The sequence below is a fragment of the Ammonifex thiophilus genome, from assembly GCF_003368535.1.
Taxonomy (GTDB): Bacteria; Bacillota; Desulfotomaculia; order Desulfotomaculales; family Ammonificaceae; genus Ammonifex; species Ammonifex thiophilus.
This window is the reverse complement of record NZ_QSLN01000005.1, coordinates 64,759-81,387: the sequence shown is the minus strand read 5'-3', so window position 1 is coordinate 81,387 and position 16,629 is coordinate 64,759. Positions and strand designations below refer to the sequence as shown.

The 16,629-nt window shown below is 59.1% G+C and carries 17 protein-coding genes; 1 reads left to right on the top strand and 16 read right to left on the bottom strand.

Annotation, left to right across the window (positions count from 1 at the left end; genetic code table 11):
* Nucleotides 1-2: 2 nt before the first annotated feature.
* From fmt to DXX99_RS05490, 13 genes are all read right to left on the bottom strand, one after another.
* Complete coding sequence (gene fmt / locus DXX99_RS05550; protein WP_115792512.1) at nt 3-935, bottom strand: methionyl-tRNA formyltransferase; 933 nt, start codon at nt 933-935, stop codon at nt 3-5.
* Between the two features lie 3 nt (nt 936-938).
* Nucleotides 939-1,403: a peptide deformylase gene (gene def / locus DXX99_RS05545; protein WP_115792511.1), complete on the bottom strand. Its 465-nt coding sequence runs from the start codon at nt 1,401-1,403 to the stop codon at nt 939-941.
* A gap of 12 nt (nt 1,404-1,415) precedes the next feature.
* Complete coding sequence (gene priA / locus DXX99_RS05540; protein WP_115792510.1) at nt 1,416-3,629, bottom strand: replication restart helicase PriA; 2,214 nt, start codon at nt 3,627-3,629, stop codon at nt 1,416-1,418.
* A complete protein-coding gene (coaBC, locus tag DXX99_RS05535) occupies nt 3,622-4,836 on the bottom strand; it encodes a bifunctional phosphopantothenoylcysteine decarboxylase/phosphopantothenate--cysteine ligase CoaBC (RefSeq protein WP_240610831.1) in 1,215 nt (404 codons plus the stop codon). Before coaBC ends, priA begins: the two co-directional genes overlap by 8 nt.
* 2 nt (nt 4,837-4,838) lie before the next feature.
* Nucleotides 4,839-5,054 (bottom strand): DNA-directed RNA polymerase subunit omega, encoded by a 216-nt coding sequence (gene rpoZ / locus DXX99_RS05530; RefSeq protein WP_115792509.1) that lies wholly within the window; start codon nt 5,052-5,054, stop codon nt 4,839-4,841.
* A 20-nt stretch (nt 5,055-5,074) separates the two neighbouring features.
* Nucleotides 5,075-5,683 (bottom strand): guanylate kinase, encoded by a 609-nt coding sequence (gene gmk / locus DXX99_RS05525; protein ID WP_115792508.1) that lies wholly within the window; start codon nt 5,681-5,683, stop codon nt 5,075-5,077.
* A complete protein-coding gene (gene remA / locus DXX99_RS05520) occupies nt 5,680-5,943 on the bottom strand; it encodes an extracellular matrix/biofilm regulator RemA (protein WP_115792507.1) in 264 nt (87 codons plus the stop codon). The genes gmk and remA overlap by 4 nt, the downstream gene beginning before the upstream one ends.
* Nucleotides 5,944-5,967: 24 nt before the next feature.
* A complete protein-coding gene (locus tag DXX99_RS05515) occupies nt 5,968-6,822 on the bottom strand; it encodes a YicC/YloC family endoribonuclease (protein WP_115792506.1) in 855 nt (284 codons plus the stop codon).
* Nucleotides 6,823-6,957: 135 nt separating this feature from the next.
* The gene (locus tag DXX99_RS05510; RefSeq protein ID WP_115792505.1) at nt 6,958-7,392 is read right to left on the bottom strand and encodes a DUF3794 domain-containing protein; all 435 of its coding nucleotides are present in this window, start codon (nt 7,390-7,392) and stop codon (nt 6,958-6,960) included.
* A gap of 3 nt (nt 7,393-7,395) precedes the next feature.
* Entirely contained in the window at nt 7,396-7,884 is a 489-nt protein-coding gene (locus DXX99_RS05505) for a DUF3794 domain-containing protein (RefSeq protein WP_115792504.1), read from the bottom strand.
* Between the two features lie 28 nt (nt 7,885-7,912).
* A complete protein-coding gene (locus DXX99_RS05500) occupies nt 7,913-8,617 on the bottom strand; it encodes a hypothetical protein (RefSeq protein WP_115792503.1) in 705 nt (234 codons plus the stop codon).
* A gap of 101 nt (nt 8,618-8,718) precedes the next feature.
* On the bottom strand, nt 8,719-11,160 hold the full coding sequence (locus tag DXX99_RS05495; RefSeq protein ID WP_115792502.1) for a sugar phosphate nucleotidyltransferase: 2,442 nt from the start codon (nt 11,158-11,160) through the stop codon (nt 8,719-8,721).
* 19 nt (nt 11,161-11,179) lie between these two features.
* Nucleotides 11,180-12,427, bottom strand: a complete 1,248-nt coding sequence (locus DXX99_RS05490) for a glycosyltransferase family 4 protein (RefSeq protein ID WP_115792501.1) — start codon at nt 12,425-12,427, stop codon at nt 11,180-11,182.
* Between the two features lie 154 nt (nt 12,428-12,581).
* Between DXX99_RS05490 and DXX99_RS05485 the strand changes: the two genes are divergently transcribed.
* Entirely contained in the window at nt 12,582-12,935 is a 354-nt protein-coding gene (locus DXX99_RS05485; RefSeq protein WP_115792500.1) for a carbohydrate-binding protein, read from the top strand.
* On the opposite strand, the gene DXX99_RS05480 is transcribed toward DXX99_RS05485, so the two are convergent.
* From DXX99_RS05480 to selA, 3 genes are read right to left on the bottom strand one after another with little or no spacing between them, the layout of a single operon-like run.
* Nucleotides 12,932-13,333 carry a proteasome assembly chaperone 4 family protein gene (locus DXX99_RS05480; RefSeq protein ID WP_240610830.1) on the bottom strand — a complete coding sequence of 134 codons (402 nt, stop codon included), beginning with the start codon at nt 13,331-13,333 and terminating at the stop codon, nt 12,932-12,934. The genes DXX99_RS05485 and DXX99_RS05480 overlap by 4 nt on opposite strands.
* A gap of 5 nt (nt 13,334-13,338) precedes the next feature.
* Nucleotides 13,339-15,252, bottom strand: a complete 1,914-nt coding sequence (gene selB, locus DXX99_RS05475) for a selenocysteine-specific translation elongation factor (RefSeq protein WP_240610829.1) — start codon at nt 15,250-15,252, stop codon at nt 13,339-13,341.
* Nucleotides 15,249-16,628: an L-seryl-tRNA(Sec) selenium transferase gene (gene selA / locus DXX99_RS05470; RefSeq protein WP_115792498.1), complete on the bottom strand. Its 1,380-nt coding sequence runs from the start codon at nt 16,626-16,628 to the stop codon at nt 15,249-15,251. The genes selB and selA overlap by 4 nt, the downstream gene beginning before the upstream one ends.
* Nucleotide 16,629 lies beyond the last annotated feature (1 nt).

The window sequence follows — 16,629 nt, the reverse complement described above, 5'->3', positions numbered from 1 at the left end:
CTTCAACTCCCTAAAACGGTTCCCGGTGTGAGGGAATGACCCCGCAGGAACTCCGAAGCTTTAAGCCTTTTCCCTCCGGCTAGCTGAAGCTCCAGAACTAAAAGTGCTCCCTCTCCCGCACGCACCACTATACCTTCCGGGGCTAAGGCTAGGACTTCCCCCGGCACACCGCCGAAAGGGCCGGTCAAGGCCCTGGCCCGCCATATCTTAAGCACCTTGCCCTGCCAGAAAGTGCGCGCCCCGGGGGCAGGATCGAGAGCCCGCACCAGATTTTTTATCTTCTCTGCCGGTTCCTCCCAGCGGATAATCTCGTCCTCGCTTCGCAGGGGAGGAGCATAGGTAGCCTGAGAATGATCTTGAGGCTTAGGTTTTATCTTCCCCTCTTTCCAGAGACTCAGGGTACGGCACAAAAGCTCTGCCCCCAGTTGGGCCAGGCGGTCATGCAAAGAGCCGAAGTTCTCTTCCTCTCCCACGACCAGAGACTCTTGCAGGAGAATATCCCCCGTATCCATTCCCTCATCCATGAGTATGGTGGTTACCCCTGTCTCCTTCTCCCCGGAAAGGAGAGCGTGCTGGATGGGGGCAGCTCCCCGGTACTTGGGCAGGAGAGAGGCGTGGAGATTTATACAACCGCGCGGGGGTAAGTTCAGCACCTCTGGGGGCAAGATTTTACCGTAAGCTACTACCACTATTACCTCCGGTTCCGCCTCCCGCAGAGCAGCCAGAAAAGCAGGATCCTTAAGGCGCACGGGCTGCAGGCAAGGGAGCCCATAGCGTAAAGCCCACTCCTTAACCGGTGGGGGAGTAAGCTTTCCTCCGCGCCCCTTGGGCCTGTCCGGCTGCGTCACCACCAGTACAAGTTCGTGCCCCGCCCTGGTCAGCGCCTCCAAGGAAGGTATGGCGAAAGCGGGCGTGCCCATAAAGACCAGCCGCAAGAGTCACTGCCCCTCGTAAATTTTTTCGGCCCGGTCAATAAAAAGAATGCCATCGAGGTGATCTATCTCATGCTGAAGGGCCCGGGCCAGAAGCCCATCAGCCTCGATACTCACCTCTTTACCCTCGGGAGTTAGGGCCCGGACCAGCACCGAAGCCGCCCGTACCACTTCCCCCCAGACGCCTGGGATGCTGAGGCATCCTTCTCGCCCTTTCTCCTCTCCTTCTCTTGCCACTATTACCGGGTTTATAAGCTGGTACAGGTGGGAACCCGTGTCTACCACTATAACGCGTAAAGAGACCCCTACCTGTGGAGCAGCAAGACCCACCCCTTGAGCCCGGTACATGGTTTCGGTCATGTCGCGGATCAGTTTCTGGATCTGGGGAGAGATCTTGTCCACCGGCCGGGCTTTTTCCCGGAGCACTCCCTCCTCTAAGCTCCCTAAAGTGACTATTTTCCTTACGGCCAAAACAAAACCTCCTTAGAGCATGTTTAAAGGATCGACGTCTAACACCATTTTTACCTCGGCTCCTGCTTTGCGCCTCGTTTGTTCCATCGCTTTCCTTAATATTTCCCGGAGAGACTTGGCTTTCCTTCCTTTCAAAATGATATGCCACCGCCAAAAACCTTTCAACTTTCCCAGCGGACAAGGGGCCGGACCCAGCACGGCGATTTCATCCCCCGCCTCGGCCAAGAGTAACTCCCGGAGGCGCAGGGCCTGCTCTCTCACTTTGTTTTCCGCCACCCCAGTGAAGACCACCCGTGCCAGGTGGGTGAAGGGGGGATACTCGAAGCGCCGACGGAGAGCTAACTCTCGGCGGGCAAAAGTAGAGAAATCTTGCCGGGCACTCAAATAAATGGCGTAATGCTCGGGACAGTACGACTGGATGACCACCTCTCCCGGTGCACCCCCCCGTCCAGCTCGCCCGGCTACCTGGTAGAGTAGTTGGAAGGTGCGCTCCGCCGCGCGAAAGTCGGGCAAGGATAAGGTGATGTCGGCGTTCACCACCCCCACCAGGGTGACCCCGGGCAAGTTGAGCCCCTTGGCTACCATCTGAGTGCCGACGAGAATGTCCACTTCTCGGCGTGCGACGGCCGACAGGATGGTACCGTGACTGCCACGTCGGGAAGTGGTCTCCGCGTCCAGCCGCGCTATCCGGGCCTCCGGGAAGAGGGCTTTGATTTCTGCCTCCAAGCGCTGCGTGCCCGCCCCATAAAGCTCCAGTTCCCCCTTGCCGCAGTAAGGACAGGAGAGTTGCGGCCGACGGATCCGGTAGTGGCAGTAGTGGCATAGCAGCAGATCCGGCCGGTAAAAAGTGAGGGCGATGTCGCAGTACGGGCAACGCAGAATGCGGCCGCAGGAGCGACAGAGGACGAAGGCAGCAAACCCTCGCCGGTTGAGAAAAAGAATCACTTGTTCCCCGCGCTTGAGCTTTTCCTTCACGCGCTCCAGAAGGAAGTGGCTGAAAACACCGGTCATCCCCCGCCGGTGTTCCTCGCGCAGGTCGACCAGACGCACCCGAGGCAAGGGGCTCCCGTCTACCCTCTGAGGGAGCTTTAAAAGCTCGTAATGTCCGGCGAGGGCTCGCGCGTAGGTCTCCAGGGAGGGAGTGGCGCTCCCTAGAAGCACCACCGCCCCATCCTGAGCCGCCCGAACCAGCGCCACCTCACGGGCATGGTAGCGGGGCACCTGCTCTTGTTTATAAGCAGGCTCGTGCTCTTCGTCCAGCACGATGAGGCCGAGGTGAGAAACGGGAGCAAAAACGGCCGAGCGAGCTCCTATCACTACTGGCGCCTCTCCCCGCTCCACCCGCTGCCAGGAGGTGCCCCTTTCCCGTTCCCCCAGCGCGCTGTGCAATACTGCCACCCTGTCTCCGAAGCGCGAACGGAATTGTTCCACCACTTGGTAAGCCAGGACTATTTCCGGCACCAGCACTATTACCTGACGCCCTTGCGCCAAAGCTAGGGAAGCCGCCCGCAGGTAAACCTCCGTCTTGCCGCTGCCGGTGACCCCGTGCAGCAGCAAGACTGCAGGTGTCTTACGGTTCAAAGCTTCCTCCACGCGCGAAAGCGCCTTGGCTTGGGCCGGAGTCAAAGAAAGGCCAGTTTCCGGAGGAGTAGAGGGAAAAGGCAGGGCTTTAAACGAAGCCTTTTCTTTCCGAATAAGACCCTTGCGCCAGAGGGCGTCCAGGGTTTGCGCCTTCACCCCGGCCTCCCGCAAAAGGGACAAACGATCGATACCGGGGAAGGCCACTACCACCGCCAAGGCCCGGGCCTGGGCAGGAAAGCGGCGCGATAAAACCTCAATGGCCTCTTCCAGATCCCGGTCCTCAGCGGGAAAGTAACACTCTTCCTTCTCTCCCGGGGGCGCCGTAAGAGCCAGCAGAGCCTCACCCAAAGAGCAGAGGTAGCGCTCGGCCAGCCACTCCCCCAGCCGCAGAAGCTTGGGGGGAAGGGGCTTCGCCTCCTCCACCCTGGTTACCGGTTTGAGCTCCTTTACTCCTTCCGGTATCTCCTCCTTTAGTTCGACCACCACCCCTGCCACCAGTCTCCCCCGGAAGGGAACCGCTACCCGCGCGCCCGGGACCACCTTTTCCGCCAGCTCCGGGGGTAGGCAGTAGGAGAAAACTTCTTTTCCCGGCGGCAAGGGCAAGGCCACCGCCACCTGAACCACTTTTTCTCCCCGTTCAGTCATCTTTGCGTACCATCTTCGCCACCAAGTCGATCAACCGGTGAGCGCAGGTAAGCTTGTCCAGGCGCGGCAATTGAACCTGCCGCCCATCGGCAAAGAGAACCGTTACTATGTTGGTGTCGGAGCCAAAACCTGCCCCTTCCTGCGTTATGTCGTTGGCTACCACCAGGTCCAGGTTCTTGGCCTCGAGTTTGGCACGGGCCTTGTCCACCACATCCCCTGCCTCAGCGGCGAACCCTACCAGCAGACGTTTCCCCTTCTTTTTTCCCAGTTCCTCCAAGATGTCAGGGTTACGCTCTAATTCGAGGGTAAGTCTCTCGGGTCCTTTTTTTATCTTGCCCGCCACCCTCTCGCGGGGCCGGTAGTCGCTGACGGCCGCGGCCATAACTAGCACGTCTGCTTGCTCAAAGTGTTGCTCCACCGCTTCCTTCATCTCCAGGGCGGTGGTAACCCTCACAAATTCCACTCCGGGAGGTGGCAAGAGGCCGGTAGGGCCGCTTATCAAGGTGACCCTGGCCCCTCGGTCACGGGCCGCCCGGGCCACCGCGTACCCCATTTTCCCGGAGCTTCGGGAGGTTAAGACCCGCACCTCGTCCCAGGGCTCCCAGGTGGGGCCGGCCGTCACTAAAAAGTTCAATCCTTTCAAATCTTGAGGAAGGAAGAAGCGGACTATTTCTTCCAGCACCCGCCCGGGAGGAGGGAGGCGTCCCGGCCCCTTTTCCCCACAGGCCAGCCTTCCCTCTTCCGGCGGCAGGATGATATACCCCCGGCTTTCCAGGCGCTTTAAGTTCTCTTGCACGGCGGGGTGCAGGTACATCTGACTGTTCATAGCCGGGCAGATGAGCACCGGCCCCCTGTAGGCCAACAGCATGGTGGTCAGCAAGTCGGAGGCCAAGCCCCAGGCCGCCTGAGCCAAAAAGTGGGCGGTAGCCGGATAGATCACCAGAAGGTTGGTGTTGCAGGCTAAGGTGATATGGGGAATCCGGTCCGGACCACCGAAAAGGTGGCAGAAGGCCGGGCGGCCCGCCAGCACCTCGAAGGTGAGCGGGGTGACAAACTCTTTGGCTGCCCGGGTGAGAACCACGTTCACCTCCGCCTCCGCCCGGGCGAGTAAAGAGACCAGTTCAGCGGCCTTGTAAGCCGCTATACTCCCGGTCACTCCTATGGTTATCTTTTTCCCCCGCAGCCCGTCCGCCACCTGAGGTATCAATACTATCCTTCCTTTCCTTCCTCCGAATAGACAAATTTTACCTTACCTTCGGCGATCTGGCGCAGCGCTCGAGATACAGGCTTCATGCCGTCGTCTATGAGTCCTGCGTTCATTTTTTCGTTGATTTTCCTCGCCTGTTTGGCCGCCAGTATGGCCAAGATGTAGCGGTTCTTGGTGAGTTTCAAAAGGTCGTCCAGCGGCGGTTCGTTCATGGGCATAAGAAATCCTCCACCTCCATTTATCCTTCGAGAAGTGTTTTAAGCCAGGAGAAGTGTTGGCGGTGGGAACGACACCTCTCCGCTACGCGGATGGCCTCGATCGCGGCCACCGTATCTTCAACCCGCTCGTTTACCACCGCGTAATCGTAGCGGTAGTAGAGGCTGAGCTCTTGCTTGGCCCAGTCCAAACGGAGCTGGCGTGCCTGCGCATCTTCTGTGCCCCGGCGCGCCAGCCTGGCCTCTAGCTCCTCCCAGGAAGGGGGCAAGAGAAAGATGAGGACGCAGTCCTTATAGTTTTCCCGAACCTTAAATCCGCCCTGGACGTCGATTTCCAGCAACACGTCGCGGCCAGCGGCCAAAGCCTCAAAAACCGGGGCTTTGGGGGTGCCGTAATAGAAAGAGTAAACACGGGCCCATTCCAGAAGCTCCCCTCGGGCTACCATTTCCAGAAAGCGTTGCTCAGAAACGAAAAAATAGTCTCGGCCGTCCTTTTCCCCCGCCCGCGGCGGACGGGTGGTTACCGAAATAGAAAGGTAAATCGTAGGGTCCTTTTCCAGGAGAGCCCGGCAGATGGTGCCCTTACCCACTCCCGAAGGTCCGGATATAACCAGTAAAAGTCCAGTTTTCACTCCTTAGCCGGCTCCTCCGTCTTAGGCATAAGCCGGTGAGCTACCGTCTCGGGTTGCACCGCCGATAGGATCACGTGATCCGAATCGGTGATGATTACCGCCCTGGTGCGACGTCCATAGGTGGCGTCAATGAGCATTCCCCGGTCCCGGGCCTCGGTGATGATGCGTTTGATGGGAGCCGATTCGGGACTCACTATGGCGACTATGCGGTGAGCGGAGACGATGTTCCCAAAACCGATGTTGACAAGCTTGATGTCCAAAGAAAACTCCCCCTTCGGCTTGAATTATTCGATATTTTGCCCCTGCTCCCTTACCTTTTCCAACTCGCCCTTGGCTTCCAAAACCAGGCGGTTCAGATCCAAGCTCTGGGACTTGGCTCCTAAGGTATTTAGCTCCCGCAGGATTTCCTGGCAAAGGAAGTCCATTTGCCTCCCCACTGGTCCTCCGGCTTCCAGAAGCTCCTGGAAGCGCCCCAGATGGTGCTCCAGTCGGACTAACTCTTCGGTTACGTCGGCCCGCTCGGCCCAGAGGGCCACCTCCGCCGCCAGACGGTCAGGGCTTACCTCCACCTCCCAGGACTTCAGCCTTTCGGTGAGGCGCGCCCGATAATGCTCCACCATTTTAGGAGCCTCTTCCAGCATAAGGCGGTGCAACTCTCTCAGCCGCGCTACCCGCTTCTTCAGGTCTACGGCCAGGGCTTGCCCTTCCCTCTGGCGTGCCTCAACCAGGGCCCCCAGGGCTCGGCAGGTGGCCTCTTCTAGCAAGGGCCAAGCTTCTTCATCCGGCTGCTCGCTCGTCAGCAGTACCCCTTGGCCCGACATAAGTATGGTTTCAAGCCCTATAGGCTCGTTTAGCCCCAAAAACAGGCGTAAATCCTCCAATGCTTCATGATACGCCTTCGCTAGCGACTTGTCAACTTTTACCGCAACTTTCCTACTCTCCAGCTCTATGGTATAGTAGACCTCGACCCGGCCCCGGCGGATCTCCTTCTGAATGAGCCGGCGCAGGGGATCCTCAAAGCTCAGGTAGAGGCGGGGAAGCCGGATCACCACTTCGCAGAAGCGATGGTTCACCGACTTCATCTCCGCTATCACCCTGCCTTGAGGTCCTACCGCTTCTCCCCGTCCGTATCCGGTCATGCTGCGCAAGGTTCCTTCGATATTTATCTCCTCCCCGTTTCTTCTCAGGAGTAGTTTTCGCCAATCTCAGGGCAAATTCCTGCGACAAACAAGAAAAAAGGCCCTTTCGGGCCTTAAAGCTCGATTATACGCCCTTTAGATGCTGGGCTGCTCCAAGGTTCTTATCACCTTAATGGCAACGTCTACGATGAACTTTTGCCTGGCAGAGGTGTAAGGTGGTGAGGTGGCGGGGATGAGGAAGCGGCAGTCCCCCACCTCCGCCTTTTCGATTTGACATTTGTCTCCGGGCTTTGCTCCAGGCACGGTAACGAAGCCGGAAAAGGTGAAGTCTTCCTTGTGGTAGGCGATGGTGCCTTCGCCCGTAACTCCAGGCGGCGTCTTGTAGACGATATTCTTTTCCACCGTGCCGTTGAAGATTACCTTGTCGGTGCATACGTGGCAGTCGGTGATGTTGACGGTGAAAAGCTCCTCCACGACTTCGTAAACGGGTACGGCGAAGGTTATATCGCGCACCAGAAGGATCTGAGTGCTCCCTATTCCTACTACCTCGTCTACCTGATAATAAGGCATACCTTATTCCTCCTCCCCTAGAGGGCGAAACTTGGGGTCGCGTGAAGCTACGGTTATTTGCTCCGTGCGCACCACCTTAATCTTGATCTCCGCCACCATCTTCTGCCTGGCCGTCAAGATATGGCCTAAGGCGTCCTTGGTAATGGGGATGAGCACGGTCGAGTCTTTAACCGAGGCCGAAACCACCTGGCACTGGTCCCCCGGAAGGGCTCCGGGTACGTTCACAAAACCGGCGAAGGGCAAAGTGAGCTCGTGGTAGACCACTGTTCCCTCCCCCGTGTAAGGATCGGGGGGTGCCTTGTAGACTATGTTCTTTCGGGCCTCGCCGTTGAAGATCACCTTGTCGGTGCAAACATAACAGTCGGTTACCTTGATCTTCACCTCTTCCTGCAGCACCTCGTAAACCGGGGTGGCAAAAGTTATGGTATCAGTTACCAGCAAAACTTCGGTACTCGCTTCCCCTACCACCACTTCCGTCTTGATAAGGGGCATGACGGTTCACCCTCCTTCCTACTTGCTTTCAACCTATTAAGGAAACATCATCCACTTCTGCCGTTCCATACCCTTCCTTGACGAAGCAGACCCGCCCCCAAACCGCTTTCTCTGGTACCCCTCCGGTCAATCGCCAGTAAGGCCGGTAATCCGCCGGAAGGGTCGCGGGAAGCACCACCTCCGTTCCTAAGCCGACAGGCCTTTTTTCCCGATCCAGCCACTCCACCCTTCCCCGCACCACCGGCGTGCCTAGGCTAAAACGGGCGGTAAAGCGGAAGTCGAGCTGACGTCCCGCCACCACAGGGAAGTCCTGCCACAAAAAGGCTTCCTTGCCCGGATCCTCCCCCAGCGCCACCGCCCCTGAACCGCTGTGGCTACTAGGGGTAAAGGCGATGTTTTCCCCCTCCCAATGAAGAGGTCTGCCTTCTTTCCAGGACTCGAAGCCCCCGTTGCGCAGACACTCGCGCAGGCCGAAGGAGCTGGAGCCGAGTACCAGGGTCACCGTTCTCGTCTCCGACCGAGCAGGATTCTCCCGCGGAGAGGGACGAGAATGGGCCAGAGCCAGCAAGAGCTCCAAAAGGAGAAGAAAGAGCAGAAGTTCAGGCCCGGTCTCTCTGGGAGAAGAAGGAGTCGGCTGTACCTCTTCCCCGGCCCGTCGCTTTGTCTCCACATTTTCACCCTTTTCCGCCACAAACTCCCAACCGGACAGCTGGCGCTTATACCGCAGAACCAATGCCGATCCTCCCCTGCTAGCCAGTTTATGAAAGAGGGCAAATTTTTGGTTACAAAATGGGAACCGCCCCGAATTCCGGGGCGGCCGAGAGCTTTTAAAGCTTAGTCCTCGGTGAGTTCTTTTATACGCTCGGAGTAGAAGTCGGTGAGCGATTCGGCAATCTCCATAGAAGCGCCCTCGCTGAAGACCCGGCAAACGGGTTCCTCAGGATCGGGTAGGATGAGGGTCCATCCCTCCGGGTGGTAGACCTTTACCCCGTCTATGAACTCCACCTGCTTCCCCCGGTGCTCTTCGGCCAGCCGGCGTATCACCCTTCCCTTGGCCTTCCAAGCCACCGGGACATCGCGGCGGACCAAGAAGTAGGACGGGATTTCGTCCGCAAGCTTGGCTAAGGTGGTCCGGTTTTCGGCCACGAAGGAGAAGATGCGCAAAATAGCGGCCAAGGCGTCGAAGTAGAGGAGGGCGTGCTCGGCCGCGTGCTGCCAAGCTTCCCGCCACAATTCTCGACGGCTGGCTTTGGTGCGCACCACCTTCGCCCGATACTTCGAGGCCAGCTCCTCTACGGCCCGCGGAGCGGTCACGGGAACCACCACCGGCCCCTTTTGCTGCTTCAGGGTCACCAGAGCCAAGAGGGCGGTGAAAAGATCGTCCTGGATGATGCGGCCCCGCTCATCGATAAGCACCAGGTGGTCGGCGTTGGCGTCCAAAACCGCTCCCCCGTCGGCCCCGTTTTCCACCACCATACGGCACAGATCGGGCAGGCGCTGCTGGTAGAAAGACCAGGGGCGGGGGTGACTGGAGGAGTAGGCGGCATCGAACTCCAGCCAGGTGATTCCGGTCCGCTCGGCCAGGCCCCGCACAAACCGGGCTAAGTTTAGAGGTTCGTAAAGTAAAGCCAGCCTGAGCCCGGAGAGCCTGGGAGAGCAGAGACGGGATAAGTGCTCGAGATAGGCGGAAAAAACCTCTTCCAGGAAGTCCACCGGGAAGATGCCGGTCGGAGTCTCCCGGGCAAAGTCCTCGCGGTAAAAGAACTCTTCTACCTTCCTTTCTGTGCTACGAGAGAGGTTTCCCCCCGTGGCCTCTAAAAAAACCAGGCGCACCTTGTCGGGGTTCTGAGAGGTTACCTTTATGTGGACACCGCCCGCCAAGTCATAGTGCCGAACGGCGAAGCGAGTCATGGGAGTCACGCCTTCTCCCGCGTCTTTGACCCGCAGGCCCACCCCCTGCAGTCCGGCTATCAGCGCTTTTTTCAGCATGAGGGAGACGGGGTAAGAGTCGCTGGTCACCACCACCGCGCTCCCCTTGCCCAAACAAGCCCCGAAAGCGCTGCCCAAGCGGGCCACGCTCTCAGGCGTAAGTTCGATATTGGCCAGCCCCAGCACTCCTTCCGCACCGAAAAGGTAGCGTCGGTAGCCGTATCCCCAGACCAAGCTATCCTTCACTTTGGCCCCCTTCTCCACCACTTTGTGAGGCCAGAGCTTAACCCCGGGCTCAAGCTCGCTCCCTTCCTGCAGCACCGAACGATCCCCTACCACCACCCCTTCGTAGGCGCTCACTCCTGCATGCACCTGGACCTGGTGGCCTAGCACCACTCCGCGCAGTGAGGCTCCACGCCCCACGAAACAGCGGTCCCAAAGGATACTCCGCTTGAGGCTGGCTCCCTCCTGCAGGCAGCACTCGCGGCCCAGCACCGTGTAAGGACCAACATGGACTCCGGGGCCTACGCGGCTGCCCGCCCCTATTAGTACCGGCCCCTCTATCCTGGCGGTGGGATCGATCTCCACTCCCTCCTCCACCCGTATACCTGGGGCTATCTCCTGCCCGGGAAGGGAAAGCTTCACCCGACCGGCCAGCACGTCCTCCTGGGCCTGCCGGTAGGCTTCCAGGTTCCCTATGTCACACCAGTATCCTTCCAGAACAACGCCGTAGAGGGGTTTGCCCTCCCGCAGAAGTAAAGGAAAGAGATCCTTGCTAAAATCGAACTCCTCTCCCGCCGGTACGTAGTCCAGGATCTCCGGCTCCAGAATGTAAATGCCGGTGTTCACGGTGTCGCTGAAGACCTCGCTCCAACCCGGCTTCTCTAGAAAACAGCGTATCCTGCCATCCTCTTCCATAAGGACCACACCATACTCCAGCGGGCACTCCACTCGGGTGAGCACCAGGGTGGCCAGGGCTCCTCTCTCCCGATGAAAGGCGATGGCCGCCGTAAGGTCCAGATCGGTAAGGGCGTCACCGCTTAACACCACGAAAGTGTCGTCCAGGAAAGAAGCGGCGTTCTTTACGCTGCCCGCCGTTCCCAAGGACTTCTCTTCCCGAAAGAATGCGAGTCTCCCCTCAAAGCCCTGGTTGAGAAAATATTCTTGAACCTTTTCGGAGAGGTAGTGCAGAGTCACCCCCACTTCGGTTATTCCGTGGCGCTGCAGGAGCTCCAGGCCGTAAGCCATCACCGGACGGTTGGCCACCGGAACCAAGGGTTTGGGAAGGTCGCAAGTTAGGGGCCGGAGGCGGGTCCCCTTCCCTCCCGCCATTATGATACCTTTCAACTTCCCCATCCCCCTTTAATCAGGCGTACCGGTGGAATAGGTAGGCGATACGTGTTCGGCTGGCACAAAGTTCAGGCGGTGCCGGCCAGTTTGTCCGCTGCCTCTCCCGTGCCACCTCTTCATAAAGCCTCTTGGTGCGGCGTGCTACATCCTCCCAGGTATATTTTTCCTTTATCTTTTGGTAGGCTCGCTCGCGCAAAGAAGCGGCAAACTCCGGGTGCAAAAGAAGCCGAACGATCCTTTCGGCTAGGGCCTCTGGCTGGTCGGGGGAACACTTAAGTCCGTCCACCCCATCCTCTACAATCTCTTGCAACCCCCCTACATCGCTCACCACCACCGGTACCTGAGCGGCCATGGCTTCCAGGGCCACGATGCCGAAAGGTTCGTAGAGGCTGGGAAAGACCGCGACCGAAGCCCAGTGGTAAAGGGCGTTGCGAACCTTCTCTTCCAGATAGCCGGTGAAGTAGACCCGGTGGGTGATACCCAACTCTTCTGCCAGCCGCTTGAGTTCTCCCTCATAAGGTCCGGTGCCGGCGATGATGAGCTTGGTTTGGGGGCACCGGGCCAAAACCAGGGGGAAGGCTCGGAGAAGAACATGCACCCCCTTCTCCCACACCAGCCGTCCCACGAAGAAAACGATCTTTTCGTCGGGAGCGGCGAACCAGTTGCGATCTACCCCCTCGGGCTCAAAGCGGTAGCGCTCCGAATCCACCGCGTTGGGAATTACCACCAGCTTGTCGGCGGGGATCTGGAAAATGTACTTTACTTCTCCCTCCATGTACCGGCTGCAGACGATTACTCGCCAGGCCTCGTAGGTCAGCCACCATTCCGCGCTGCTTATGAAGTGCTGCGTGGGAGTGTGCAGGCCTCGGTGGCGGCCGAACTCGGTGGCGTGAACGGTCGCCACCAGCGGAAGGCGGTAAGCATGCTTTAAAGCCCGGGCCGCCCACGCCACCAGCCAGTCGTGCGCGTGCACCACCTTTATCCCCTTAAGTTTGGCCAAAACCGGGATGGCCCTTTCCAAAAGGAAGGTGTTGGCCTGCAGAACCCAAGTGGTGAAGTCGGGAGTGGAAGGCCCGGAAGGATGGACGCGGTATACCCTCACCCCGTTTACTTCTTCGGCTAGGGGCACACCGGGAGCTCCGAGGGTGAAGAGAAACACCTCCACCCCTTGCCGGGACAAGGCAGCGGTGAGATCGTAAACATGTTGCCCCAATCCTCCCACATTATTAGGAGGAAATTCCCAGGATAACATTACCACCCGCACGCCGTAATCCTCCTCCGTCACCTCCAAAGGATATGTAGCCGAACGGTGACGCATACGTGGAAAAAAAACCAAGGGAATAAACCCTTGGTCTTCTGGCCAAAATGGCAGTTGACAGAAAGCTTTGCAAAGCTATAGGAAGGGGAGGTTAAGCCTCATGTTACTGGAAGAAAACAGGGAAGTCCTTCATCCGGCCGATCTGCCGGGAGGAGTAGTAGTAGACCCGACTCCCATAACCGCGGGTGAGGAAGTGACTATTTTTTACAACGGAATCCTGGCTCGGAGCGGGGCCAGCCAGATCTACCTGCACCTAGGATTTGGTCCCCCCGACAACTGGCACCGGGTGCAGGATCTCAAGATGTCGCGCACTTCCTGGGGATGGGTGAGGACCATAAGCATTCCCTTTGATGAGGAAAGGCTTAACTTCTGCTTCTGGGACGGAGCAGGCAACTGGGACAATAACAACGGGCTTAACTGGAGCTACATCATTCACGCCGGCAGGCTCGTTTAAAAGAAGTTCTGGAGGAGCAGGCGCAGACCTTCTTGGGTGTAAAGCTTTATCTTTTCTATATCGGCCGTCGAAGCCTGGTCGATGTGGATTCCCGCCACCACCACCACCGGCTGCCCCGATCTCCGCGCCAGCTCTTCGGCCACCGGCCGAGCCACCTCGTCATCCTGATGGCCGTAAAGGGGAAGCACGGTGGTGGTGGTGCGCCTTTCTCCGGGAACCGAACGACTGGGACGGGGCAGGGAAAGGACTATAGCCCCCACATGCGGCTTATCCCCGCCCAACAGCTGCACGATGATCCCTTCCCTGGTTCTGGTGACCAAAAAAACAAGCCTCAAGGGGTCCTCCCCCGCCGTTACCGTGAAAACCTCGATACCCTCGGGGAAGTCAAGCAGAGCCACGGCCCTCACTCCTTTTTAACCAGCACCCTTTTATCTCCTATTCTTCTGGTCACCCTTTTCCCGTCCAAGTATTCCAGCAGGGGCACTACGTATTTGCGGGAGGTGGACAGAAGGTCGCGGACTTCGGCCACCGTGATCTCTCCCCGCTCCTTGAGGGCGGCCACTACCTGAGCTTCGGCCGCTGCCAGTACCTCCCGGTGAAAAAGTATACCCTCTGCTACCTTGACCAGCCGCCCGGCGCGCAAGAGATAACCCAGATACTCCTCTGCCTCTTTCTCCTCTATTCCCACAAGCGAAGCGGCTTCCCGCAGAGCAGGGGGTTGCAACCCTCCACGCCGGTAGACTTCCTCCAGGGAGGCGATGCGCTCCTGGTCTTCCGCCGAGGGGCCGGCAAGCCCTGGCAGGCTCACCGCCTGTGCAGTAAGACTTAATACTCCCTCGCCCGCCCATTCCTCCAGCAAGGTCTGGAAGGCCCGCACCCCGAGCTGCGGCAACAGCCGCGAGCGCAACTCCTCTTTGGGCATCCCCTCGCGCAAGGGGTACTCTTCTAGGTAGCGGGCTACGAGGGAGCGAGCTTCGTCACTCAGCTTGCGGTAAGTGGCGGCAGAGCAGGCATAGACCTGCCCCTCGACCTTTATAAGCTTTACCTTTTCTTCTTTAGATAGCTCTTCCAGGGCCTGGACTACCCTTTCCTTCTCTTCGGTCAGCGTTTCCGCTACTGTTTCCAAACTTACCGGCTGGCTTTCCTTTCGCAGATAGGCCTCGACTTGATCTTTAAGTTCCCCCTCGGCCAGCCGGCTCAAATACTGCAGCACTTCCGCACGAAAGCGCTTATACTTCATTCGGGGTAAGGCCAGCACCCTCCCCCCGCCTACAGTTAAAGGTGGAGAAAAGGAACGGATGACAAACCTGTCCCCCTTGGCCGCCACCACCGGCTCCTCCAGCAGGAGCTGCAGGAGGGCCTCCTCCCCCGGGACCAGTTCCTCCCGGTCGAGCAGGTGCAGCTGCGCCGAAACCTCGGTAGTTCCTAGGTGGAAACGCACCTTAGCCCGGTGCTTGAGGGGCCGAGCGGTAGGCAGGAGGTATAGCTTGACGTCCAGCAAAGTGGCAGAGCGAAAAGATCCCGGGGTTACCAGCACGTCTCCCCGCCCGATTTCCCCTGCCTCCACCCCCACCAGGTTGGCAGCCACCCGCTGTCCGGCCCGGGCTTCCTCCACTCGCTGCTTGTGTACCTGGAGCTGGCGCACGCGCACCGTCTTATCCGGCGGCAAGATGCTCAAAGTGTCGCCTACCCTTATGGTGCCCGATACCAAGGTGCCCGTGACCACCGTGCCGAAACCCGGAATGGTGAAAACCCGGTCCAGCGGCAGGCGCGCCGGCCCCGTGGCCGGCTTCTCCGTCACCTCTTGAGCCAAGGCGTCCAACATCCGGACGAGCTCCGCCAGCCCCTCACCCGTAACCGCCGAAACGGGCACGATGGGGGCGTCCCGGAGGGAGGTGCCGGTAAGATACTCCTTCACTTCTTCCTGCACTAATTCCAGCCAGTCGGGCTCCACCAGGTCTATCTTGGTAAGGGCCACCACACCCCGGCTAATCCCGAGCAACCCTATTATGTCCACGTGCTCCCGCGTCTGCGGCATTACGCCCTCATCTGCCGCCACCACTAGTAGCACCATATCTATGCCGTGAGCCCCAGCCAGCATGGTCCGCACCAAGCGCTCGTGCCCAGGAACGTCCACTATTCCCGCCCTTATGCCGCTGGGAAGGTCAAGGTAGGCAAAACCCAGTTCTATGGAGATACCCCGTTCCTTTTCCTCCTTCAGGCGATCGGTGTCAATGCCGGTGAGCGCCTTTATGAGGGCCGTCTTGCCGTGGTCCACATGCCCCGCCGTGCCGATGACCACCCGCTTCAAGCTCATCCCCCCGCCAGAACCTGCTTAAAAGCTTCTACAAGTAAGGGTATCTCCTCCTCGGAAAAAGTCCGGGGATCCAGAACCACCATACCTTTTTCGGCCCGGGCAATAACAGGCGGGTCGGCCCGTCTCAAGGCTTTGAGCAGGGCGCTTTCCCCCAGGGGAGCCGCGGTCACCGCCACCAGCCAGGTGGGAAGCTGAGCGGTGGGCATGGCCCCTCCCCCCACCTGGGAAAAGCCCTCGATAACCTGAACCGCAATCCCCTCCAAGCTCCCCAGCATCTGGGCCAGTCTCTCGGCCTTTTCCCGGAGCTCCTCCGAAGGGCAGAGGAGCATCTTCAAGGTAGGTATGCTTCGCAGGGCCTCTTCTTCCTCCAGGTAGTCCCTGAGCGTAGCCTCCAGCGCCGCCAGAGTCATCTTGTCGATGCGCAGGGCGCGGTTGAGCGGGTTGCGCTTCATCCGCTCCACGTACTCCCGCCTTCCCACGATGATTCCTGCCTGCGGCCCTCCCAGCAGCTTATCCCCGCTAAAGGTGACCACATCCACCCCGGCCTTAACCGTCTCCTGCACGGTGGGCTCGTAAGGAAGGCCGAAGCGGCTGAAGTCTATCAGACTGCCGCTTCCTAGATCGGACATTACCGGCAAGTTGTACTCCCGTGCTAGAGCCACGAGCTCCGGCACCGGAACCTCGCTGGTGAAGCCGATGATGCGGTAGTTGGACATGTGCACGTGCAAGATTAGGGCTGTGCGCTCCGTTATAGCTTCCCGGTAGTCGCGCCGGTGGGTTTTGTTGGTCGTCCCCACTTCCACCAAGATGGCCCCGCTCTGGCGCATGACGTCCGGTATCCGGAAAGAGCCGCCTATCTCAATGAGCTGCCCCCGCGAGACGATAACTTCCCTTCCGGCGGCCAGGGTGTTCAAGGCCAGAAGCACAGCAGCGGCGTTGTTATTCACCACCATGGCTGCTTCCGCCCCTGAAAGCAAGCAAAGGAGCTCCTCCACCAGGGAGTACCGTTCTCCCCGTTTGCCGGTGGCCAGGTTAAACTCCAAGTTGGTGTAGTGGGCCACCGCAGTCTTTACCGCCTCCTGGGCTCGCTGGCTTAACAAAGCCCTTCCGAGGTTGGTGTGCAACACCACGCCGGTGGCGTTGATCACCCGCTGCAGCCGGGGCCGGACCTCCTGCCGCAGACGTGCTATTATCTCTGAGGAAGAGACCTCCTCCCGACAGCCGGACAGGATCTCCTCCCGTAGCCGGTCCAGCACCCGCCTGGCCGCGTTCACCACTATCCCCCGCGAATAGGAAGCAATAAGGGAGGCTGTCTCCGGCCAACGCAAAATCTCGTCCACTGAAGGCAATTGTCTAACCATGCTTTTCTCTTCCATA